At 75.7% G+C, this 12799-nt stretch carries 7 protein-coding genes; 2 read left to right on the plus strand and 5 right to left on the minus strand.

Annotation, left to right across the window (positions count from 1 at the left end; genetic code table 11):
• Positions 1-146: 146 nt before the first annotated feature.
• Positions 147-3416 (plus strand): AAA family ATPase, encoded by a 3270-nt coding sequence (locus ACFWWU_RS07060; RefSeq protein ID WP_384140111.1) that lies wholly within the window; start codon positions 147-149, stop codon positions 3414-3416.
• On the opposite strand, the gene ACFWWU_RS07065 is transcribed toward ACFWWU_RS07060, so the two are convergent.
• Positions 3398-5146 carry a serine/threonine-protein kinase gene (locus ACFWWU_RS07065; RefSeq protein WP_384140114.1) on the minus strand — a complete coding sequence of 583 codons (1749 nt, stop codon included), beginning with the start codon at positions 5144-5146 and terminating at the stop codon, positions 3398-3400. The two genes, ACFWWU_RS07060 and ACFWWU_RS07065, sit on opposite strands and share 19 nt — an antisense overlap.
• Positions 5143-7017, minus strand: coding sequence for a hypothetical protein (locus ACFWWU_RS07070; RefSeq protein WP_384140117.1), 1875 nt, complete (start codon positions 7015-7017; stop codon positions 5143-5145). Before ACFWWU_RS07070 ends, ACFWWU_RS07065 begins: the two co-directional genes overlap by 4 nt.
• Before the next feature lie 358 nt (positions 7018-7375).
• Here ACFWWU_RS07070 and ACFWWU_RS07075 point away from each other — a divergent pair, with 358 nt between their 5' ends.
• Positions 7376-9439 (plus strand): SpoIIE family protein phosphatase, encoded by a 2064-nt coding sequence (locus ACFWWU_RS07075; RefSeq protein WP_384140120.1) that lies wholly within the window; start codon positions 7376-7378, stop codon positions 9437-9439.
• 178 nt (positions 9440-9617) lie between these two features.
• Here ACFWWU_RS07075 and ACFWWU_RS07080 read toward each other — a convergent pair whose 3' ends face one another.
• The 3 genes from ACFWWU_RS07080 to ACFWWU_RS07090 all read right to left on the minus strand — a co-directional run bounded on the left by ACFWWU_RS07080 (position 9618) and on the right by ACFWWU_RS07090 (position 12757).
• Complete coding sequence (locus ACFWWU_RS07080) at positions 9618-11612, minus strand: ABC transporter permease (protein WP_384140123.1); 1995 nt, start codon at positions 11610-11612, stop codon at positions 9618-9620.
• Between the two features lie 130 nt (positions 11613-11742).
• Positions 11743-12138, minus strand: a complete 396-nt coding sequence (locus ACFWWU_RS07085; protein WP_384140126.1) for a molybdopterin-binding protein — start codon at positions 12136-12138, stop codon at positions 11743-11745.
• Between the two features lie 139 nt (positions 12139-12277).
• Positions 12278-12757: an Lrp/AsnC family transcriptional regulator gene (locus ACFWWU_RS07090; RefSeq protein ID WP_384140128.1), complete on the minus strand. Its 480-nt coding sequence runs from the start codon at positions 12755-12757 to the stop codon at positions 12278-12280.
• Between the last annotated feature and the right edge of the window lie 42 nt (positions 12758-12799).

Raw genomic sequence — 12799 nt, forward strand, 5'->3', positions numbered from 1 at the left:
GCTGACGGCTGACGGCTGACGGCGACCGGCCACCGGCCGACGGACTTGTCGGTGGCGTGCCGTACAACTGAGAGCGGGGAACAGAGCACGTCCGCGCGACCGCATGACCGCGCGACCGACGTGTGACCGCACGAGGGGGACTGTACGTGGACACTTTCGCGGACCGGGGGTGCTCCGACCGCGCGCCCCTCGCCGGGCGAGCCAGGGAACTGGACCGGCTGGAGGGGCTGCTGGGCTGCCGCAGAGAGGGCGCGGGGCCGGTGGCCGTGGACGTCACGGGCGAGCCCGGCATCGGCAAGACCCGGCTCCTGACCGAGTTCGCGGTACGGGCCAGGGGCCGCGGAGCGACCGTCCTGTGCGGCCGGGCCGGAACCGCCGAAGGGGACGGCGGTACTCCCTTCCAGGCCGTCCTGGACGCCTTCGCCGACCTCGACCACGAGGAGCGCGCCGCCGCCCCGGCCCTGGCCGAACTCGCCCGACTCGTCGAGCACGGCGACCAAGGCGTCGACGGCGACCGCGGTGGGCTGATCGGCGAGGAGGTCGGGGGAGAGCCGCTGGACGCCCGGTGCGCGGGGAATCGGGGGAGTACGGTCACCGGCTCGCCGGCAGCGGCGGACGCGGCGGATGCGGCGCGCGCGGCGACGACCGCGGGCTTCCCTGAGGCGGCGGCACGCGGCAGCGCGGTCGCGCGTGGACCCGGCGGCCACCGCGGCGGCCCGGACGCGGTGCCGGGCGGGCAGGGACACGGCGAACGCGTGCGGCGGATCGGCGCCGCGCTGGGCCGCGTTCCGGCGCCCGGGCTCGTGCTCCTCCTCGACGACCTCCACCGGGCGGATCCGGCGACCGTCGCCCTCGTCGACCATCTGCTCCGGCACCCGCTGCGCGCTCCCGTCCTGGTCGTCGTGGCCCGACGCGAGCGGCAGACCCCGCCGGCCCTCGCCTCCTGTCTGGCCCGGGCCGCCGACACCGGCGCCCTCGCCCGGCTGGACGTCGGACCGCTGGGGCCGGACGACTGCGCCGACGGCCTCGCCCCCGGGGTGCCGTCGGAGACGGTCCGGGAGCTCCACACGGCCAGCGACGGCAACCCGCTCTACTTCCGGGCGCTCGCCCACACCCGCGGCCGGCCCGCAGGGGCGCCCTGCACCGGACCGGTGGCGGTCCTCCTCGACGAACTGACGCCGCTCGGCGCGTTGGAGCGGGCGGTCGTCGAGGCGATCGCCGTGCTCGACGGCCGTGCCTCCGCCGAACTGGTCGCGGCGGTGGCCACCACCCCCGACGCCACCGGTCGGCGCGGCGAGGACGGAGGGGACGCCGCGGACCTCCGGGACGGCCAGGAAGTGATCGACGCCGCCCTGCGCGCCCTGGCTCGCCGTGACCTCGTACGGCCCGACCAGGACGGCCGAACCCTCGGCCCCCGCCACCCGGCCCTCCCGGAACTGCTCCGGGGTGCCCTCGACCCGTGGCGCCGTCGCGAACTGCACCGGCGGGCGGCGGCCGCACTCGCCCGGTCCGGCGCACCCGCGACCGCCCGGGCGCCGCACCTCGTGGGCGCCGCGGACGGCCCGGACGCCGAGACCGCGGCCGTACTCGTCGAGGCCGCAGAGCGGACCGGAGCCGTCGACCCCGCGCGCGCCGCCCACTGGCTCGCGGCCGCCCTCGACCACCTCCCCGACGCTCCCGAACACCTCGCCGACCGGCACGCACTGATGCTCCGCCGAGCCCAGGCGCTCGGCTCGGCGGGCCGCGTCGCGGAGAGCCGGGACCTCCTGCACCGACTGATCGACCTGTGCCGCCCGGACCCCGGTCGTTCCGAGGACACAGAGGAAACCGAAGGCACAGAGGGCACGCCCGAAGGCACGGAAGGCACGGAAGGCACAGAGGGCACAGAGGACGCAGAGGGCACGGAAGGCACCGAGGACAGAGCCGGGGTCCGGACCTCCGCCGTCCTCCTCTGCGCGTTCATGGAGCGCCACCTCGGCCGCTACCCCGAGGCCGACGCGCTCCTCCGCCGCGAACTGGAGCGCAGCCCCGGCCCGCGGGCCGGCCTGCGGACCGGGCTCGTCGTCGAGTGGGGCGCCCGGGCCCTCTTCGCCACCCGCTACCCCGAGGTCCGCGGGGAGGTCGCCCGGACCCTCGACGACGCGCGGCGCCGCCGCGACGAGGCCGGCACGGCCGAGGCCCTGACGCTCTCCGCGCTCGGCGAGGCGTACGAGGGCGAGACCACCACGGCCCGCGCCCGCGCGACGGAGGCCGCGGCGCTCACCGACGCCTTCACGGACGGCGAACTGGCCGACCACGCCGAGTCGCTGGTGCGCCTGGGCTGGACCGAGGCCTTCCTGGAGGAGTACGGAACGGCCGAGCGCCACACCGCGCGGGGCATCGCGGTGGCCCGCCGCGCCGGACGGCCCTTCGCGCTCTCGCAGCTCCTCCTCTGCTCGGCGTACGTCCACTTCCTCACGGGCAGGGTCGGTGCCGCGCTCGACCTGGCCGAGGAGTCCCTCGCCGTCGCCCACCCCCTGGGCGGCGCCGAACTCCTCGGCTTCAGCCGGGCGATCCGCGCCACCGTCCTCCTCCACGCCCGGCCCCTCGGCGACCCCGAGACACTGGCCGCCGCGGAGGAGGCCGCGGCCACCGTGGGCACCGCCCAGGGCTGGTGGGCCACGCAGGCCCGCTGCATGCTCGCCCACAGCGTCCCGCTCGGCCAGGACCCGCACCGGGTGCGGGGGGCGCTCCTGCGGGCGGGCGGCGACCGGGACCTGTCCCGGCTCCAGCCCTCCCTGCGCCCGGGCTATCTCGAACTGCTCGCCGGGGCGGCCCTCGTGGCCGGAGACCTCCCGGAGGCCGAGCGCGTGGCCCGGCGCGCCCTGGTGGAAGCGGCACGGCTCGGCCTGCCCGTCCAGCGGGGGGCCGCCCAGCGCGCGTGGGGGCGGGTGCTGGCCCACCGGGGCGAATCGGCGGCCGCCGCCGAGGCCTTCACCGAGGCCGCGAGGGAGAGCGCCCGCTCCGGGGCCGGGCTCCGCGAGGCCCACAGCCTGCTCCTCGCCGCCCCGCACGTACAGGCCGCGGGCGACGACCTCCGGGCCGCCGCGCTCTGGCGCAGGGGCCGCCGCCTGGCGGACGACGGCGGCGCCCGCATGCTGGTCGACCTGGCCGACCGGACCAGACCGACGCCTCCGGACGGTGGCGGGCCCGGCGGACTGCTCTCCGTGCTCACCCCGCGCGAGCGCGAGATATCGGTCCTGGTCGCCGAAGGGCTGACGAACCAGGCGGTGGCCGACCGGCTCTGCCTGAGTCCCCGCACGGTCGAGAGCCATGTCGCCCGGGTCTACCGGAAGACGGGTGTGGAGACCCGGGCGGGCCTCGCCTCCCTGGTCGTCAGGACCGGGGCGGGCGGGGGTCAGTTCTCGCGGGGATGAGTGGAGGTCACCCGGCCCTTCGTGTCGGCGTTGATGTAGGCCACGCCGTAGGTGTCGGACAGGTAGATGCTCAGGCCGGCGTCGCTGTTGAGCAGCGTCGAGCCGGGGGTGACGACGAGATACCGGCTGGTGGGCCGGTCGATACCCAGGTCCTTGTCGGCGCGCTTCAGGAGGGCGGGCAGGGTGTCCCAGTCGAAGGCGTCCAGGTCGGTGGGGACCGATCCGGGGAAGGCGGTGCCGCCCGGGCCCTGACGGACGGCCACGTCCTCGCCCCGGTAGATGTACCGGTCATAGCGCTTCGTACTGCCCTTGACCAGTGACTGGGCCACGGCGTAGTCCGGGTACACGACGAAACTGGTGACCTTCGCGCCGTCCGTGGCGGCGTGGACCGCGGCGACGGCGGCCCTGATCCCCGCGGGCGTGAGCAGATCGCGCTCCTTCGGGGCCGAGGTCTTCCCCGGCGCCGTCGACGAGCCGGGACGCTGCGCGGCCGGTACCTGCGGCGAGGACGGAGCGCTGCTCGGGCCGCTGCCCGCCTCGCCGGGCCGCCAATCCCAGGCCATCGCGCCGACGGGGATCCCGACGGCGAGGACCACGACGAGGGCGCTGCCGAAGAACCGGGCGGCGCGCCCCCGCCGACGCCCGCCTCCGGCGGGAGGCAGGGGCGTCGAAGGCGCCGTCTCGGGGTGCGCGCCCGAGGGGGAAGACGGTGGGGACGTGGGAGATGAAGGAGATGAAGGAAGCGAGGGCGAGGGAGGCGCGAGCCGGAACGAGGTCGCGGCCCCTTCCCCGGCAATCCCCGCACCGGCCCCCTCGCCGGCTGTCTTCTCGTGCCCGCCGGGCTCCGCACCCGACGCGTCCTTGCCCGCCGCTTTCACCTCCGCCGGCTTCAGGTCCGCCGGTTCCGAGCCGGTCGCCGCGGCGGCCAGGGCGCGGTCGAGTTCCGCCGTGTCCGGGCGGGCGGTCGGATCCCGTACCAGCAGCCGGGTCAGGACGTCGGTGAGACCGCCGGCCCGCAGCGGCGGTGGTACGTCGTCGGAGAGGACGGCCGCCAGAGTCGCCAGGGTGTTCTCCCGGCGCAGCGGGTGGTGGCCCTCCACCGCCACGTACAGCAGCATGCCCAGGGACCACAGGTCGGCGGCGGGGCCGCTCGAACCGCCGCGGATCCGCTCGGGCGCCATGTAGTCGGGCGAGCCGATGATCGAACCCGACGCCGTGAGGACGGTGGACTCGCGGATCGCGGCGATGCCGAAGTCGGTGAGGACCGGCCGCCCGTCCGGACGCAGCAGGACGTTGGCCGGCTTCACGTCACGGTGTTCGATGTCCCGCTCGTGGGCGGCCGTCAGAGCGGCGAGCAGGTGGTGCCCGAGCACGGCGGCCTCGGTGGGCGTCATCGGCCCACGGTCGAGGCGGTCCTGGAGAGAGCCGCCGGTGACCAGTTCCATCACGAGCCACGGGTACGTGCCCTCGCCCGCGTCGACGATGTGATGGATCGTCACCACGCCCGGATGGTCGATCCGGGCCAGCGCGCGGGCCTCGCGGAGCACCCGCGCCCGCAGGGTCCGGGCGCCCTCGGCGTCGTACTCGGCCAGCGCGGGATCCGGCGGGCGCACCTCCTTGAGGGCCACGTCACGATGGAGGGCCAGGTCGCGGGCGCGCCAGACCGTTCCCATGCCGCCGCCGCCCAGTCGCTCCACCAGCTCGAAGCGGCCGTCGATCACTCTGCTCACACGCACCCCTGTACTCGGGTCCTCGGCGCGGCGGCCGGCGGGCCGCCCCCGCCCACGTCGCCGTACACGTTCACCTGGTACCGCCCCGACGCTTCGTACGGATCCGGCGGGAGCCACAGACCGGGACCGGTGCCTTCGTCCGTGCCGGAGGCGGCGAGGGTGGCACCGGGGTCGAGAAGATCCGTCAGTTCTTCGCGGATCGCCACGAGTTCGGCGCGCAGCCGGTCGCGTTCCGCAGGACCCGGGGCGCTGGGCAGGCCGCGCTGGGCCTCCCGGAGGGCCTCCTCCAGGACCGCTTCGGCCCTGGCGGTGCCCCAGGCCGTCCGTACGTGCCGGGCCCGCGCGCGCAGGGAGCGGGCCGCCGCGCCGTGGTCGCCGACGGAACGCCACAGGTCGGCGGCGCGTTCGTAGGCCCGGGCCGCCTTCTCCGGCGCCCCGGCCGTACCGAGGGCGTGCGCGGCACGGTGGCTGAGGGCCGCGCCGTCACGGCGATCGGCCCGGAGCCGGGCCTCGGCCGCCGCGAGCGCGTACTGCCGTGCGGCCCGTTCGGGTTCCCCCAGTCGCAGTACGCAGAAGGCGAGCCAGGCCCTGGCCCGTACGCGAGCCGCCTCGTCCCCGTCCCGCGCCGGCCCGGCCAGGATCGCCTCCAGGACGGTGACGGCCTCCTGCCAGCGGCCGCGTGCCACGTGGGCGGAGCCGAGGCACAGCCGGGCGAGGACGCCCAGGCGAGGATCCTCGCCGGAGCGGTCGGACAGGTGGACGGCCTCGGCGAGGAGCGACTCCACCTCCTCGCCGCGCGCACGAGCGGCCGGTCTGGCATCCCCGTGATCCCCGTGGTCCTCGTCCTCCCCGTGGTCCTCGTGGTCCCCGCCGTCCCCGTCGAGGACGTCGAACGCGGCGAGCCTCTCGCGTCCGTAGCGCCCCTGGCGTCCGTCGCGCCTCTCGCGCCTCTCACGTCCGTCGCGTCCGTCGTGTCCGTCGCGCTCCTCGCGCCCGTCCAGCGTCCGCGCGAGCGCGAGGCGGAGGCGGGCCCGGTCGGCGGCTCGGAGGAGGGCGTTCTCCTCGCCGGAACCGACGGCGGTGCGCAGCACGGTGGCCGCCTCCGTGTGCGCCCCGGTGGCCCGGAGCACCCCGGCGAGCAGCAGCTCGGTCTCCGTCGGGGGCCAGGGCCGTCCCGAGGCGCCGTGGTCCGCGAGCGCCGCCCGCAGGTGGGTGAGGGCCACTGCCGGGTCGTCGGGCGCGGTGACCCGCCCGAGGAGCGCGCGGGAGTCGGCGAGGGGGCCGAGGACGGCGGGGTCCGTCCGGTGCGGCGCGGCGAAGGCGACGAGCCGGACGAGGTCCTCGCGCAGCGCGGCGGCCTCGGCCGCCGGGTCGGGCGCGGTGTCGAGGAGATCGGCGCGGGCCCGGCAGGACAGCAGGAGGACCGTCGCGGTCTGGGCGACGGTGGCCCGGCCCGCCTCGTGCAGGGCGGCGGCCCGCTCGCAGAGGTCCGCGAGTCCCGCGCAGGCCGTCGCCCCCGGTTCGGGCCCGGTGGCGAGCGCCCGGGCCCGGGAGATGAGCGCCTTACCGGGCTGACCGGACCGTTCGTGCAGTTCGGCGGCGCGCGAGAAGAGGGTTTCGGCTGCGAGCCGCGCCCTGCCCCGGCAGTCGAGGGCGGTGGCGTCCAGCGCGTCGGCGTGGTCCCCGGGCGTGATGGCCCCGCCGGCGCGCCGCAGGGCCGTCGCGGCCCGCTCCCAGGCCCCGCCGGCCGCGGGGTGTCCGCCGGCCGCGGAGAGCCGCCGCGCCCGGTCGAGCAGGGTGTGCGGGTCCTCCGGCCGGCCGCCGCCGGGCCCCCGGTCGTACGGACGCGCGTCGGACGGGCGGCTGGTCATGCGGGGTACTCCGGGGGCGCGAGGCGGAACGGCGGCGCAGGTGGATGCGCATACATGGAGGTCGCGACGACTCTCCCAGACGCCCGCCGCCCGCACATCCGTAGAACTACGGAAGAACCGCGGAGCGGTAGGTACCCCGACGCCCGACGCCCATCCGAGCCCGTCGACTCCCTCCCGACTGCCATCCGATCCCCTCCGGCTCCCTCCCGATCCCCTCCCGATCCCCTCCCGGCTCCCTCCCGCGGCGGCGGCCCGCCATCGGACGGCCGCACTGCGCAGAGCCCGCCGTCATCGACTCCGCTAGGGTGATTCGATAGGGATTGCCCTCTGGGGCCAGGCCGATGCGTAGGTCGATGCGTTGGAGACTCATCAGTCGTCGAGCAGGGTTCCGCAGCCGCCCCGGGCGGCCGTCGGGGACGCGGGCGTGCTCCGCGAACTGCTGCCCATCGCCCTCTGGCGGGAGGACGCCGAGGGTCGCGTCGTCGAATGGTCCCTCGCCGCCCAGGACCTGCTCGGCCATCGGCCCGAGCACGTGCTCGGGCGCCTCGCCACACCGCTCCTCGTGCCGGACGCCAACCGCGAACTGGCCGAGCGGCTCACCCGGCGCGTCCAGTCCGGCGAGACCATGGTCGGCACGCTCCCCGTCCGCCACCGCGACGGCCACACCGTCGCCATGGAGATGTGGATCGTGCCCGCCGCCGACCCGGAGGGGCGTCCCGGCGCCATGCTCATCGCGGTGGAGACCTCCGAGGTCCTGCGCATGCGGGAGAACCTCGCGGCGTTGGAGAGCCTCTTCACCCAGTCGCCCATCGGCCTCGCCCTCCTCGGCCCCGACCTGCGCTTCCTTCGTGTCAACGACGCCCTCGCCCGGATGAACGGCGTACCGTCCGCCGCCCATGTCGGCCGCCGTCTCACCGAGGTCGTGCCCGGCGTCAACGCCACCGTGCTCGAATCCCTCATGCGCCAGGTCCTCGACAGCGGAACCGCCGTCGTCGACGCCCGCAGGGTCGGCCGCACGCCCGCCGACCCCGGCCGCGACCACATCTGGTCCTGCTCGTACGCGCCCCTCAGCGACCGCGCCGAGGAGCCCCTCGGGCTCATCGCCTCCCTCGTCGACATCACCGAGAGCCAGGAGGCGCACATCGAGGTCGAGCGGGCCAGACACCGCTTCGCCCTGCTCGCCGAGGCCGGCGCCCGGATCGGCACGACGCTCGACCTGGACCAGACGGCCGAGGAGGTGGTGAGCTTCCTCGTGCCCCAGCTCGCCGACTCCGCCGACGTACAGATGCTGGAATCGGTCCTCGAACCGGACGACCCGGCCGGCTCCACGCGAGGAGTGCTGCGCCGTCTCGCGGCAGGCTTCCCCGACCCGACCGCCCCCACCTCGCTGCTCGTCGCGGGCCAGACCTTCCAGCTCCCGCTGGACTCCGTGTACGAGCGGGTCGTCGCCCGGGGGAGACCCACGAACCTCTACACCTCCGACCTCCCGGAACTCTTCACCGACCCGCGCACCGAGGCGCTCCGCACCTACTTCGCGACCCGCATCGGCTCGGCGCGCCTCGTCCCCCTCGTGGCCAGGGGGCAGGTGCTCGGCGCGGTCACCGTGACGCGGCTGCGGACCCGTGAGCCGTTCGACGCGCAGGACTGCGTCCTCATCGACGAGGTCGTGGCCCGCGCCGCCCTCAACATCGACAACGCCCGCCTCTACACCACCCAGCGGGAGGCGGCCCTCACGCTCCAGCGCAGCCTCACCAACAGCGCGCTGCCCGCCGTCACCGGACTGGAACTCACCGGCCGCTACCTGCCCGCGAGCGCCCATGACGTCGGCGGCGACTGGTTCGACGTGATCACCCTCCCCGGCGGCAGGACGGGCCTGGTCATCGGCGACGTCATGGGCCACGGTATCCACGCGGCGGCCGTCATGGGCCAACTGCGCACCGCCGTAAGGACCCTGGCCCGCCACGACATCCCCCCGGCCCGGATGCTCAGCTCGCTCGACGCCGTCGTGGCCGACCTCGGCGAGGACGAGATGGCCACCTGCGTGTACGCCGTCCACGACCCGGCGACCGGAAGCTGGGTCATCGCCCGCGCCGGGCACCCGCCACCCGCGATCGCCACCCCGGACGGCACCATCACCTTCCTCGAAGGCCCACCCGGCACCCCGCTGGGCACCGGAGCCCACGACTTCGGTACGGAAGAGGTCGCCCTGCCCGAGGGCGGCCTGCTCGTGCTCTACACGGACGGCCTCATCGAGGCCCGCGACCGGGACCTCGACCAGGGGATGAGCCAGCTCGCCCGGGCACTCCGGGACCTGGACCGGCCGCTGGACACCCTGTGCGACGAGGTCCTCGCGAGGCTGCTCGCGGGCCCGGCCCAGGACGACGTGGCGGTCCTCATGGCCCGTACGCGGACCACCCGCTGAGGTCAGGGGCCCGCCGAACGCCGCGACGCGAGCGGCCAGGACGTCCCGACGGTCTGAGCGTCAGGACGCCACCACGGCCAGGGCGTCCGAACGGTCTGAGCGTCAGGACGTCACCACGGCCAGGGCGTCCCGACGGTCTGGCCGTCAGGGCGTCCCGACGATCAGGGCGTCCCGACGGTCAAAGCGTCACGACGGTCACCTCGGTCGCCTTGACCCCCGTCCAGACCGGCACCCCGTCCGCGAGCCCCAACTCGGCCGCCGCTTGCGGGGTGATCTCGGCGACGAGGTCCGGTGCCCGGTCGGAGGTCACCAGGACCCGCAGCCGACTGCCGCTCGCGGTGATCTCCCGTACGGTTCCGGGCCAGACGTTACGGGGACTGCCGCCCGGCTTCTCGCGGTGCACGGCCACCGCCTCGGGCGCGATGATCGCGAGCGCCCGCGTGCCGGGCGGCGGCGGTTCGGCGGCGACCAGGGCACCGCCCCCGTCGAGCGACAGCCCTTCGGCGGTCGCGGCCCCCGGCCACGCGTTGCTGCCGAGCATCCGGGCGACCCACGGCGACCGGGGGTGGCGCGACACCTCGCCGGGGGAGGCGTCCTGGAGGGTGCGGCCTCCCTCGAGGACGAGGACCCGGTCGGCGAGGGAGACGGCCTCCACGGGGTCGTGGGTGACGATCAGACAGACACCGCCGAACCCGGCGAGATGGCTGCGCAGGGTGTGCCGCACATGGGCACGGGTGGTCTGGTCGAGCGCGGCGAGCGGCTCGTCGAGGAGCAGCAGCCGGGGGCGGGCGGCCAGCGCGCGGGCGAGGGCGACCCGCTGGGCCTGGCCGCCGGAGAGCTGCGCGGGACGGCGGTGCGCCAGCTGCCCCACGCCGAGCCGGTCGAGCCAGGCCTGGGCGGCCCGCCGGGCCTCGGCACGGGGAACGCCGCGAGCCCGCAGGCCGTATGCGGTGTTCGAGAGCGCGGACAGATGCGGGAACAGCGCGCCGTCCTGAGGCACCCAGGCCACCTGCCGCCGGTGCGGGGGCAGATCGGTCACGTCGGTGTCGCCGAGCCGCAGCGTGGCGTGGGCGCGCGGGGTGAGGCCGAGGAGGGCCCGGAGCAGGGTCGTCTTCCCGGCGCCGTTGGGTCCGACGACGGCGATCGTGGTGCCGGGGTCGGCGTCCAGGGCCAGCTCGGTGAAGCCGCCGACCTCGGCCCGCAGCGCCCAGCGCCCGCCGCCCGGCTGAGGACCGGCTGCGACGCCGGACTCGGAGGCGGGCTGTTCGGAGGCGCGCTCGGGGGTGGGACCGGCTTCGGAAGCGGGACCGGGCTCCGGGGCGGGGCTGGGCTCGGCGGCGGGTGCGGTCCGCCGGGGCGACGCCGGCGTGCCCGTCCAGCGGCCGCGCAGGGCGACGAGGACGGCCATGGCGATGACGAGCAGCAGCAGCGAGACGGAGGTCGCCGCCTCGGGCTCCTCCTGGAGCAGCAGGTACACCTGGAGCGGCAGGGTCTGGGTGGTGCCGGGCAGGTTTCCGGCGAAGGTGATGGTGGCGCCGAACTCGCCCAGCGCCCGTGCCCAGGTCAGCGCGGCGCCCGCGAGGAGCCCCGGGGCGACCATCGGCAGGGTGACGGTGAAGAACACCCGCACCGGCGAGGCGCCGAGGGACGCCGCCGTCTCCTCGTAACGGGGGCGCAGTCCGCCGAGCGCGCCCTCCAGGCTGATGACGAGGAACGGCATCGCCACGAAGGTCGCGGCGACGACCGCGCCCGAGGTGTGGAAGGGGAGCGTGACGCCGAACGTGGACTCCAGCCAGGGCCCCAGGAGCCCGCGCCGCCCGAACGCGAGCAGCAGCGCCACACCGCCGACCGTCGGCGGCAGCACCATGGGCAGCAGGACGAGGGAACGGACGATCGCCTTGCCGCGGAACGGCACCCGCGCGAGCAGCCAGGCCAGCGGGACGCCGAGCAGCAGCGACAGACCGAGCGCCCAGAAGGAGACGACCAGCGACAGCTTCAGCGCCTGCACGGTGCCGGGATCCGTCAGGTGCGCACCGAAGGCGCCCCACTCCGTACGGGCCAGGACACCGACGAGGGGCAGGACCAGGAACGCCACGGCGAGCAGCGCGGGGACGATGAGGACGAGGGGCGTGCGCGGGCCGTGACCTGAGGGGCGGACGCGGAGGCGTGTCATCGGTGTTCCCTGGGAGCAGGTGGAGGTGGGGGCTGTCCGTCCCCCCGGACGCGGACAGCCCCCACGAGGAGTTCCGGGGGTCCGGCCGGTCGCTGCGGGAGACCGGGCGTGGCGCCCCGGAGGCCGTGGATCAGGTGCGGTCGATGTGGACGCTGGTCGACTTCACCCGGGCGGTCGCCCGCATGCCGACCTCAAGGCCCAGCTCCTCGACCGCCTCGCGGGTGAGGAGGGACACGAGGCGGTGCGGGCCCGCCTGGATCTCGACCTGTGCGGCGATGTCGCCGAGCTTGACGGCGGTCACGATCCCGGGGAACGCGTTCCGGGCGGACGTGTACGAATCGTCCTCGTCGTCCGTGCCGCTCTGGGCGATCTCGATCGAGAAGGCGGCGAGGTCGCGGCCGTCGATGAGCCGCCGGCCGCTCTCGTCGCGCTGGGTCGCGACCCGGCCCGCGTCGGCCCAGCGTCGTGCGGTGTCGGGGCTGACGCCCAGGAGACGCGCCGCCTGCCCGATGGTGTAGGACTGCATATGCGCCACGGTAGGTCGTGCGGGTTCCCGTCTACAACGAATCAAGACGTTTCTCGGCGCATCCGCCAGTCTTGTTGGAGGAATCCACAAGGTGCTGGTCGTGGCGTGCTCACCCCGTGCCGGACCGGCGCGGGCGTGCTCACCCCGTGCCGGACCGGCGGCCGATCGCCTCGACCAGGGGCAGCAGCCGGTGCGGCACCCGCTCGCGCAGCGCGATCTCGGTCCGGGTGCGGACCACCCCCGGCACCTGGATCAGCCGCTGGATGACGTCCTCCAGGTGCCCGGCGTCCCGGGCCACCACCCGGGTCAGCAGATCCCCGCCGCCGGTGATCGAGAAGGCCTCCACGATCTCCGGGACGCCCGCGAGCGCGTCACCGACCTCGTCGAGATGGCCCTGCGTCACCTCGACGTGGACGAAGGCGAGCACGGGGTGCCCCAGAGCGGCGGGGGAGAGGACGGGCCCGGTCGCCGTGATCACCCCGTCCCGCTCCAGACGGTCGATCCGCGCCTGCACGGTGCCCCGCGCCACGCTCAGGATCCGCGCGTACTCGCGCACGCTCGTACGCGGCTGCTCGATGAGGAGCCGCAGGATGCGGGTGTCGAGTTCGTCCACCGCCATGGCCGGTCGGCCTCCTTCGCTCCCACGGTCCAGTCATCGGGA

The sequence above is a fragment of the Streptomyces sp. NPDC058650 genome (assembly GCF_042717315.1).
Lineage (GTDB): Bacteria > Actinomycetota > Actinomycetes > Streptomycetales > Streptomycetaceae > Streptomyces.

What these genes read in the sequence shown, in the direction of transcription:
- ACFWWU_RS07070 (WP_384140117.1), bottom strand. Translation starts at nt 7,017, where the DNA reads ATGACCAGCCGCCCGTCCGACGCGCGTCCGTACGACCGGGGGCCCGGC.
- ACFWWU_RS07080 (WP_384140123.1), bottom strand. Translation starts at nt 11,612, where the DNA reads ATGACACGCCTCCGCGTCCGCCCCTCAGGTCACGGCCCGCGCACGCCC.
- ACFWWU_RS07085 (WP_384140126.1), bottom strand. Translation starts at nt 12,138, where the DNA reads ATGCAGTCCTACACCATCGGGCAGGCGGCGCGTCTCCTGGGCGTCAGC.
- ACFWWU_RS07090 (WP_384140128.1), bottom strand. Translation starts at nt 12,757, where the DNA reads ATGGCGGTGGACGAACTCGACACCCGCATCCTGCGGCTCCTCATCGAG.